General features: G+C 34.8%; 11 protein-coding genes. 8 read left to right on the forward strand and 3 right to left on the reverse strand.

Annotated elements, in window-relative coordinates; all coding sequences use genetic code 11:
* Positions 1-641: hypothetical protein (locus HMPREF9073_RS13285; protein ID WP_009414305.1), on the forward strand; the 641-nt coding region annotated here is incomplete at its 5' end.
* Between the two features lie 65 nt (positions 642-706).
* Positions 707-1,375, forward strand: a complete 669-nt coding sequence (locus HMPREF9073_RS13290; protein ID WP_009414306.1) for a hypothetical protein — start codon at positions 707-709, stop codon at positions 1,373-1,375.
* Positions 1,376-1,530: 155 nt separating this feature from the next.
* Here the strand turns inward: HMPREF9073_RS13290 and HMPREF9073_RS13295 are convergent, their stop codons facing one another.
* Positions 1,531-2,196, reverse strand: coding sequence for a transposase (locus tag HMPREF9073_RS13295; protein WP_198005902.1), 666 nt, complete (start codon positions 2,194-2,196; stop codon positions 1,531-1,533).
* Positions 2,186-2,518, reverse strand: a complete 333-nt coding sequence (locus HMPREF9073_RS16065) for an IS110 family transposase (RefSeq protein ID WP_009414308.1) — start codon at positions 2,516-2,518, stop codon at positions 2,186-2,188. Before HMPREF9073_RS16065 ends, HMPREF9073_RS13295 begins: the two co-directional genes overlap by 11 nt.
* A 381-nt stretch (positions 2,519-2,899) precedes the next feature.
* Here HMPREF9073_RS16065 and HMPREF9073_RS13300 point away from each other — a divergent pair, with 381 nt between their 5' ends.
* Positions 2,900-3,580 (forward strand): hypothetical protein, encoded by a 681-nt coding sequence (locus HMPREF9073_RS13300; RefSeq protein ID WP_009414309.1) that lies wholly within the window; start codon positions 2,900-2,902, stop codon positions 3,578-3,580.
* Between the two features lie 198 nt (positions 3,581-3,778).
* On the opposite strand, the gene HMPREF9073_RS13305 is transcribed toward HMPREF9073_RS13300, so the two are convergent.
* On the reverse strand, positions 3,779-4,624 hold the full coding sequence (locus HMPREF9073_RS13305; RefSeq protein ID WP_009414310.1) for a hypothetical protein: 846 nt from the start codon (positions 4,622-4,624) through the stop codon (positions 3,779-3,781).
* A 156-nt stretch (positions 4,625-4,780) separates the two neighbouring features.
* Here HMPREF9073_RS13305 and HMPREF9073_RS13310 point away from each other — a divergent pair, with 156 nt between their 5' ends.
* Genes HMPREF9073_RS13310 through HMPREF9073_RS13330 form a run of 5 tightly spaced genes read left to right on the forward strand, consistent with a single transcriptional unit; the run spans position 4,781 to position 7,471 of the window.
* Positions 4,781-5,203, forward strand: coding sequence for a single-stranded DNA-binding protein (locus HMPREF9073_RS13310; protein ID WP_009414311.1), 423 nt, complete (start codon positions 4,781-4,783; stop codon positions 5,201-5,203).
* Between the two features lie 56 nt (positions 5,204-5,259).
* Positions 5,260-6,552: a gliding motility-associated protein GldE gene (gene gldE / locus HMPREF9073_RS13315; protein WP_009414312.1), complete on the forward strand. Its 1,293-nt coding sequence runs from the start codon at positions 5,260-5,262 to the stop codon at positions 6,550-6,552.
* A gap of 13 nt (positions 6,553-6,565) precedes the next feature.
* Positions 6,566-6,904, forward strand: a complete 339-nt coding sequence (locus HMPREF9073_RS13320; protein WP_009414313.1) for a MerR family transcriptional regulator — start codon at positions 6,566-6,568, stop codon at positions 6,902-6,904.
* A gap of 51 nt (positions 6,905-6,955) precedes the next feature.
* Positions 6,956-7,183 carry a hypothetical protein gene (locus tag HMPREF9073_RS13325; protein ID WP_009414314.1) on the forward strand — a complete coding sequence of 76 codons (228 nt, stop codon included), beginning with the start codon at positions 6,956-6,958 and terminating at the stop codon, positions 7,181-7,183.
* Between the two features lie 3 nt (positions 7,184-7,186).
* Complete coding sequence (locus HMPREF9073_RS13330) at positions 7,187-7,471, forward strand: Txe/YoeB family addiction module toxin (protein WP_009414315.1); 285 nt, start codon at positions 7,187-7,189, stop codon at positions 7,469-7,471.
* Positions 7,472-7,646: the final 175 nt, after the last annotated feature.

Here is a 7,646-nt window from a genome sequence, read left to right on the forward strand (position 1 = left end):
TCATATCTTTATTATGTTTGCTAACAATAGCTTGTAATCATCACAAAAATCTTGTTGATACAGAAAATTTTGTAGTAGATTATGATCGTGATTCTATTTTCTATCTCTTAGATGTAAAAGAAGATGATCACAATAGTAAAGAGAAGCTACTTGTAACACGCCAAATTATGGCAGGTGATTCTATTTTTGGATATAATGGATTACAACAAAATAGGGATAGAGCGTGGGATTTCTACTATGCAAATGGAGAGGAAAGTAGGTTTCGCCCGCGTTATCTTTATACTATTTTTATCGAAGAAGACAATGTTTATAGAGAAATTGTACAAATAGGCTATGTTGAATTACAATATACAGTAATCCTTAGACAAGGATATATTTATGATCGTTTTAACAATAGACCTGAGGATTGTTGTAGTCAAGGACAATATTTGCGAATAATGAGAATGAATGAAAATGATATGAATAGCAAGAGTATAAATGTTTGTTATAATAACGGAAGATGGAATGTTTTTTCAGAAGAAGAGATAAAAGTAGATTATTTCAATGAAAAACAAGATAGGAAAGTTCAATACTATATAGATTCCACTTGTGCTGGAGCTGAAGAAATCAATAATGTTTATGATTTATCTGATGGATTCTAAAAACCTGAAAAAAGTTTTAGAGTAAAACTATTTGAATATGAATAACTATAAACACGATTGTTCAGATGAAACTTCTCATATCTTTATTATGTTTGCTAACAATAGCTTGCAACAACAGAAAAACTACAAATACTATCGTTTTTGATGATGAAGACAAAAAACTAACAAAAGATACTACTTACATCAGTGAAGTTTTATCGTGGCGCTCAGAATATGATAATAAATCAACTGAAAAACCTACTTGTGAAGAAGATTTAGTAACGCTAACTGTAAATGACAACTACCCTCATTATTATTTAGAGTACAAAAAACAACGCTATCCCTTATATAGTTATGCTGAAATATTAAGTGTACCTATAGTATTTTGGTATGATTTATTTGAAAATAGAAGTAAAAATTGTTCTTTTGTGCTTTTTAATGGCAGCAATACAGCAGAAGGGCGATATAGTTATACCATTTTTAATATAGCTCCTAATGATTCTTTAACGGTTTCTGGTTTTTACAGAATCAATGAACGAGTGCCTGCAAATAGTAAGCAAACAAACAATGACACTCTTGCTATAATGGAATATGCAAAAATATCATATAAAGCAACTGATTTTCTTTCCTCTTCTGATAAATTCCCCGACACAAAAGCAATTCACTATTTTTTAAGAAATGATAAATGGATGAGCCAACCAAAAAACAAGGAAGAATATCTGATAATGAAACATTATGAATTTGTAAAGGAATAATATTTATCTTTACTCTTGCTTGTATTGCCAATGCGTCACTACACTTTGTCAAAGTCCCAAAACTTTGACGAACTATGTTAATATGCAAATTTTTTAGTAACTTTTTTTTTCTAAAAAGGAATTTCTTTTAGTTCGCCTACGGCGAAAGTAGTGACTCATATAGCTGTTTGCATTGGTGCAGATAAAGTAGGAACGTGTCCGTCTATGTAAGCAACTCCTGACTTAATAACTGCAAAAGCTTGCCTAATAAGCTTATTACAGACCGCTATCTGTGCTAATTTCCAAGGTTTTCCTTCCTCTCTAAGCCTTTCAAAAAGAGCCTTACAAGAGGAATTATACTTAGCTGCTGACCACGATGCTATAAACAACTGACCACGTAAGGTGCTATGTCCATTTCTATTAATATGTCCGTTGTAATTCAACGATTTACCCGACTGTTGGTAGGTAGGACAAATACCTATATAACGAGATAATTGCTTAGGATTTTCAAAGAAAGAAAAACCATTAGTAATAATCACTAAAGTAGTAGCAACTTTTTTGCCTATTCCTTTAATGGAAGTAAGTAGTTGAACTTGTTTTTCAAACTCTTCCTCAGTGATAGAAACAATGTCTTTTTCTAGATTATTGATGAGTTTATCTAAGTTATCTATGTTGTTTTTGAGCATATCAATAGCTAAATTATCTTTTTTATTGAGTAACTCTAAAGATTTTAGCTGGTTTTTACTTGCTGTACGCTGTTTTATTAAGTGAGTAAGTACTGTTTGTTTCTGTTTAAGAAGAATAATCTTATCTGAAGGCATTTTATAAACTTCAGGATTCATTTTTTTCTCCATATTCTACTAACAAACGAGCATCTTTATTGTCAGTTTTAGCAGTAGATAGTTTCATTTTTGAAAGGAAATTACTTTGCTTAGGGTTAATTAAACTAACCTTTATTTCTTGTTCACAAAGGTGATAAAGTAGATTAACACCATAGTTACCAGTAGCTTCCATCACACAATGATGTTGCTCTTTATCAAGGGTATTTATAAATTTTTCAATACCTTTGTCGTCGTTTTGATAAGTAATAGTTTTACTTTTAGAAGCAGAAGAGAAAGCAACTACGAAGCTATCCTTGCTAATATCAACACCTACATAACTCATAATGAATAAATTAAAAAGATTAAAAATAACTTTGTTTAAATAACATCTGATAATCTATCGTCGTAAACACAGGCTTAAAACCTAACGAACTATCCAGTTTTACAGATGTGAAAGCACGGGGACTGAACGTCAAAGGCAGTTTTTCACTAACAAAGTCTCGGTCTTTCTCCGTGCTTATTTAAATGTAAAATTACAATTTATTTTTCAAGATGCAAACGTACGACAAAGTCTATAAATCTGATAATCAATCACTTTCGTGGTGTACGGGCGTTTTGCAAACGCCCCCTAAAAACAAGCCAATTTATTCAAAACCTATTTTTGTTTAACTATAATCTTCATCATTGGCAATGGCTTTTATTAATGATTAATTGATAAAGAAAAATGCGAAAAATAATATTAATTTACATTCTTTTGTGTGGCTATATAAATTGCAAATCACAAGAGTTTAATGTACATCAAATGCTTACTTTTGACGAAAAAGTATTTAAAAACTGGGAAATAGATAATGCCTATTCCTCAAGTAATAGTAGTAAATACCTGAAAAAAAGAAGCAAAAGAGTAGAAATATACTACTCTTACAACAGAAACACAATACAAGTAATGGAGTACGATACTCTCAGTCCTTATTCTCGTTTATGTATATATGATTTAGCTACTAAAAAACGTAACTTTTCTTGTCAATATATTACAGGTGTACCCTATGGTATTTCTCGATATTATGATAAAGATGGCAATTTAATAAAGGAAGAAGATGAAGATAAAAATTACCTTTTTTCTATACCTCAGTTAATAGAAAAGATAAAAACGGAATATCAACGACAAATAGGTAAACGAGAGAGTAATATTGAGTTTAGAAAATTTGAAGAAAAAGAAAAATACTATTATTTAGTAGTGATATTCCCTCTTGATCCTTATGATGTATATCAAAAACCTACTACTAATCTCGTGATCGATGGACAAACAGGGGAAATTTTGTATCAAGAAACTATACAATATCAACGTGATGGAAATGATAGTAAAGCAAATCCTATAGAAGATTTTTTAAGACAACAAACAAAGTAAAACCCCATTAGAGTATTTCTTGTAACTCGCATCTACTATAATTTACAACCATATTTGCACCCCATTCCGTGTCAAAATCCGTGTAATTCGTGCCATCAGCTTTATTTGATTAATAGATATTTAGCCATACATTTCTCACATCGAACACACGTTGATTAAGTTTGAGAGGAATTCCTAAGACGAACTACAATTAGGATTTCAATAGTAGGTTATTTCTCTTTTTACAGCAGCCATTGCCTTGCCGTCCACCACAAAGCGCTTTTCCGTCCAATTGCCTTTTGCATCCCATTGATATTCATAGCTACAACGCGTAGGGGCACCTCCATCGATAACCGTTACTTGTTCTGTTGGGAAGCCCATTTTATCAGTATAAGCAAAAGTTGCCTCTAATTTATAAATTGTACTGCCGTTTTGGGTTACTTCAGTAAGTTCCTTTACAATTTGGTTCTGAGCATTATAAGTAAGGAACGTGCTAATCACCACACTCCCGTTCATTCGTTCTTTGATGTTGGCAGTTATTTTGCCAGCAGCGTTGTACTCAAAACGCTCTTTTTGGATAATATCCTTCTCATTAGGAAAATAATCAGTGATTTCTATAGGGCGTTTACGCTTGTCGAACACATATTTGGTAGGATAAACCGTATGCATTTCGGCAACGACAAATCGTTTGGCTATTGCCTCAGTTTTCTTTTTATTGTACACCAGTGTACGTACCTCATTAGCAAGCAAATTGTTTTTATCCGTAATTTTCATTTCAGTTAAAAAACCCTTCTTATCAAACGAAAATGCCTGTGTACCATCTTCTTGACCATCATCTTTATATAAAGTTCTACTGACAACTTTTCCTTGCTCGTCAAAATACACTTTTTGGTGTTTGTACAAATCGTTGTTTTGGTCTAATGTAATTTCAGGGTTTAAGGACTCAATTGTAGTATAGAGCATTTTCACTTTGCCCTTGAGCTCAAAAGGTACTTCTTTCGTAAACGACTGAGCCGAAAGCGCCCAGCAACAACACAAATGTAAAAAGAGAAGAATTATTTTCATTTTATGAGGTATTATCAAGCGACAAAGATATTAAAATTTCACAAATTAGCAAATCAATAAAAAATAAATTTCATCTCCAAATTTTGGTAAGTAGAAAAAAAGTTGTACTTTTGAAAAATATTTTGATTATCAACTCTATATTTATATATTTTATCAATGAACGGAACTTTAAATAAAGTTATTCTCATAGGTCGTATGGGAGATGTTGTAAAACTTACGTATTTCAGCGAAGGCAACTGCATCGGTCAGTTCCCCTTAGCCACTGATGATGAGTATACTAACCGCGCTACTAACGAGCGTATGAGCAGTACCGAATGGCATACCATCATCGTGCGCAACAAGCTCGCTGAACTCGTAGAAAAATACACTCACAAAGGCGATCTTATCTATGTGGAAGGGCGCATCAAAACGCGCAAATGGCAAACGGAAGACGGCGTAATGCGCTATATGACTGAAATCCACGCTACCGATGTAACTTTCCTCCCAAACCCAAAACGCGACGGGCAACCTAAACCCGCCCCAAAAACGGCTGAACCTAAGGCGTATGAACCTCCGGTAAGTACCCAGCCGCCTTTCTAAATGTGTAACGAAATAATAATATTTTGGAAACAGAACCTTTGTCGGTACTCCCTTTGATGTCCTTTTTAGACATCAATTGGAGTATCGTTATTCAATTTGCAGTGTTTGTAGTACTATTGCTGTGCTCGGCTCTCATCTCAGGAGCCGAAGTAGCCCTTTTTTCGCTCACCCCTGCCGAGATAAATACCCTCCGCGACGAAAAAACAGCTACCAGCAATATCATCGCCAAGCTCGTTGATAATCCTAAAAAACTATTAGCGACGGTGCTCATTGCCAATAATTTGGTAAACATCTCCATCGTACTCCTCTTCGTCGATTTAGGTAACTTCCTCTTTGGCGGCATCACCACCCCTTGGGTGCGTGCCGTGCTTGATGTGGGGGTAGTTACCTTTGTACTCTTGCTCTGCGGCGAAATCTTGCCTAAAATCTATGCCAATCGCAACAACATACAATTTGCACAGCGTGTCGCCTACTTCATCTATACGCTCGACACTTTCTTTACGCCCATCAGCGCACCGATGAAAGCCTTTACGGTATGGATTCAGAAGAGTTTAGGCAAACAGAAAAGCAATATTTCAATAGGACAACTCTCACAAGCCTTAGAACTTGCCTCGGAAGAAGACACTACCAATGAAGAAAAGAAAATATTGGAGAGCATCGTATCGTTTGGCAATACCGAAACGCGCGAAGTAATGGTGCCCCGTGTAGATATCTTTGCCCTCAGCGAAGATCTCTCTTATCAGGAGTTGCTCAACGAAATTGTAGCCATAGGCTATTCGCGAATCCCCGTATATCACGAGAATTTAGACCATATCACAGGGGTGATTTACATCAAAGACCTCTTGCCTCACTTAGATAAAACCGACTTCGACTGGAATAGTGTAAAACGCAATGCCTTTTTCGTTCCCGAAAACAAAAAACTCGACGATTTGCTCAGCGAGTTCCAAGAGAAGAAAATACACCTCGCCGTAGTGGTTGATGAGTATGGCGGCACTTGTGGAGTGATTACCTTAGAGGATATTATCGAAGAGATTGTAGGCAGTATCAACGATGAGTTTGACGACGATGATATCACCTACTTCAAAGTAGATGATAACACCTTTATTTTTGAAGGAAAAACAGTGTTAAAGGATTTCTATCGCATCCTAGATTTCAACGATGAAGAAGAGGCTCTTTTTGACGAAAAACGCGGTGATGCCGAAACACTTGCCGGCTTCCTCTTAGAGATTGCAGGTAATTTCCCTCAAAAAGGAATCCCTATTCTTTTCAACAACTACAAATTTATTGTAGAAGCCTTTGATAAAAAACGCATCAAGCAAGTAAAAATCATCAGAACTCCTAACCCCTAATCCCTATCCCCTAATGCCTAATATTGACTTACCCGAAAAACTCTATTACAGTATCAACGAAGTGGCGCAGGCATTTGGCGTAAATGCCTCGCTGATACGCTTTTGGGAAAAGGAGTTTGAGATTATCAGTCCGCGTAAAACAACCTCAGGCAGTAGGAAATTTTCAGCAGACGACATTCAAAAACTCAAGCTGATTTATCACTTAGTAAAAGAGCGCGGCTTTACCCTTGAAGGCGCGCGCCAACGCCTGAAAGAAGAAAAACAAAAAACACTCGACAATTTTGCCCTTATAGAGAAATTAGAACATATCAAACAAACACTCATCAATATCAAAGAGAGTTTAGGGGAATGAAACATTATTGATTGAAAAATAATTATTACCTTTGCAAAAAAATAAACATTTATGGATACAATCAGAATAAAGTTCAATAATGAGACAGACTTTTACATTTTTGAGCCATTGTTCAAACAGTTCAAAGTAAAGGTTTATAATGACACAAAGGACATTAAAGAAAAAGACGACTCTTTAATGACCAAGAAGGAGTATTTTGAAATGATTGATAGAGCAAGAGCTGGAAAAAAACACGAAATCAGTCGTGAAGAAATGAGAAAGATGCTTTTAGAAGGGTAGAAAATGGAAGAGGAAACTTACAAATTAAAATACTCTGATGAGTATCTAAACCACTTAGAAAAACATCTAAAATCTGGACAGAAGAAACTACTTGTTAAAATAGACAGCTTACTTGATGAATTAGAAGTTCATCCAACGACAGGAACAGGACAAGTTGAACCACTAAAAGGGTATGGTGAACGCAATGTTTATTCTCGTAGAATAGACAAAAAACACCGATTAACTTATGAAGTTTTTGAAGAAGAAAAGTATATTGAAGTTCTAGCTGCATACGGGCATTATGAGTAAACTGTATAGAAGTTTACAAAATTTGTATAGAAAATCAATTTCATTAAGAATGTACCTGCTCTATATCATGAACATTCAAACAGATGTCCAGCAAGTAAAATAGAAACATTAATAACTATTTTTTAAGCCCTTAAGAAACAGAAAAGAGCCTGTCCGAAAAGTTTTAACAGGCTGA

This window comes from Capnocytophaga sp. oral taxon 326 str. F0382 (assembly GCF_000318295.1).
Taxonomy (GTDB): domain Bacteria; phylum Bacteroidota; class Bacteroidia; order Flavobacteriales; family Flavobacteriaceae; genus Capnocytophaga; species Capnocytophaga periodontitidis.

What these genes read in the sequence shown, in the direction of transcription:
- gldE (WP_009414312.1), top strand. Translation starts at nt 5,260, where the DNA reads ATGTCCTTTTTAGACATCAATTGGAGTATCGTTATTCAATTTGCAGTG.
- HMPREF9073_RS13320 (WP_009414313.1), top strand. Translation starts at nt 6,566, where the DNA reads ATGCCTAATATTGACTTACCCGAAAAACTCTATTACAGTATCAACGAA.
- HMPREF9073_RS13330 (WP_009414315.1), top strand. Translation starts at nt 7,187, where the DNA reads ATGGAAGAGGAAACTTACAAATTAAAATACTCTGATGAGTATCTAAAC.
- HMPREF9073_RS13305 (WP_009414310.1), bottom strand. Translation starts at nt 4,624, where the DNA reads ATGAAAATAATTCTTCTCTTTTTACATTTGTGTTGTTGCTGGGCGCTT.
- HMPREF9073_RS13310 (WP_009414311.1), top strand. Translation starts at nt 4,781, where the DNA reads ATGAACGGAACTTTAAATAAAGTTATTCTCATAGGTCGTATGGGAGAT.
- HMPREF9073_RS16065 (WP_009414308.1), bottom strand. Translation starts at nt 2,518, where the DNA reads ATGAGTTATGTAGGTGTTGATATTAGCAAGGATAGCTTCGTAGTTGCT.
- HMPREF9073_RS13290 (WP_009414306.1), top strand. Translation starts at nt 707, where the DNA reads ATGAAACTTCTCATATCTTTATTATGTTTGCTAACAATAGCTTGCAAC.
- HMPREF9073_RS13300 (WP_009414309.1), top strand. Translation starts at nt 2,900, where the DNA reads ATGCGAAAAATAATATTAATTTACATTCTTTTGTGTGGCTATATAAAT.
- HMPREF9073_RS13325 (WP_009414314.1), top strand. Translation starts at nt 6,956, where the DNA reads ATGGATACAATCAGAATAAAGTTCAATAATGAGACAGACTTTTACATT.
- HMPREF9073_RS13295 (WP_198005902.1), bottom strand. Translation starts at nt 2,196, where the DNA reads ATGAATCCTGAAGTTTATAAAATGCCTTCAGATAAGATTATTCTTCTT.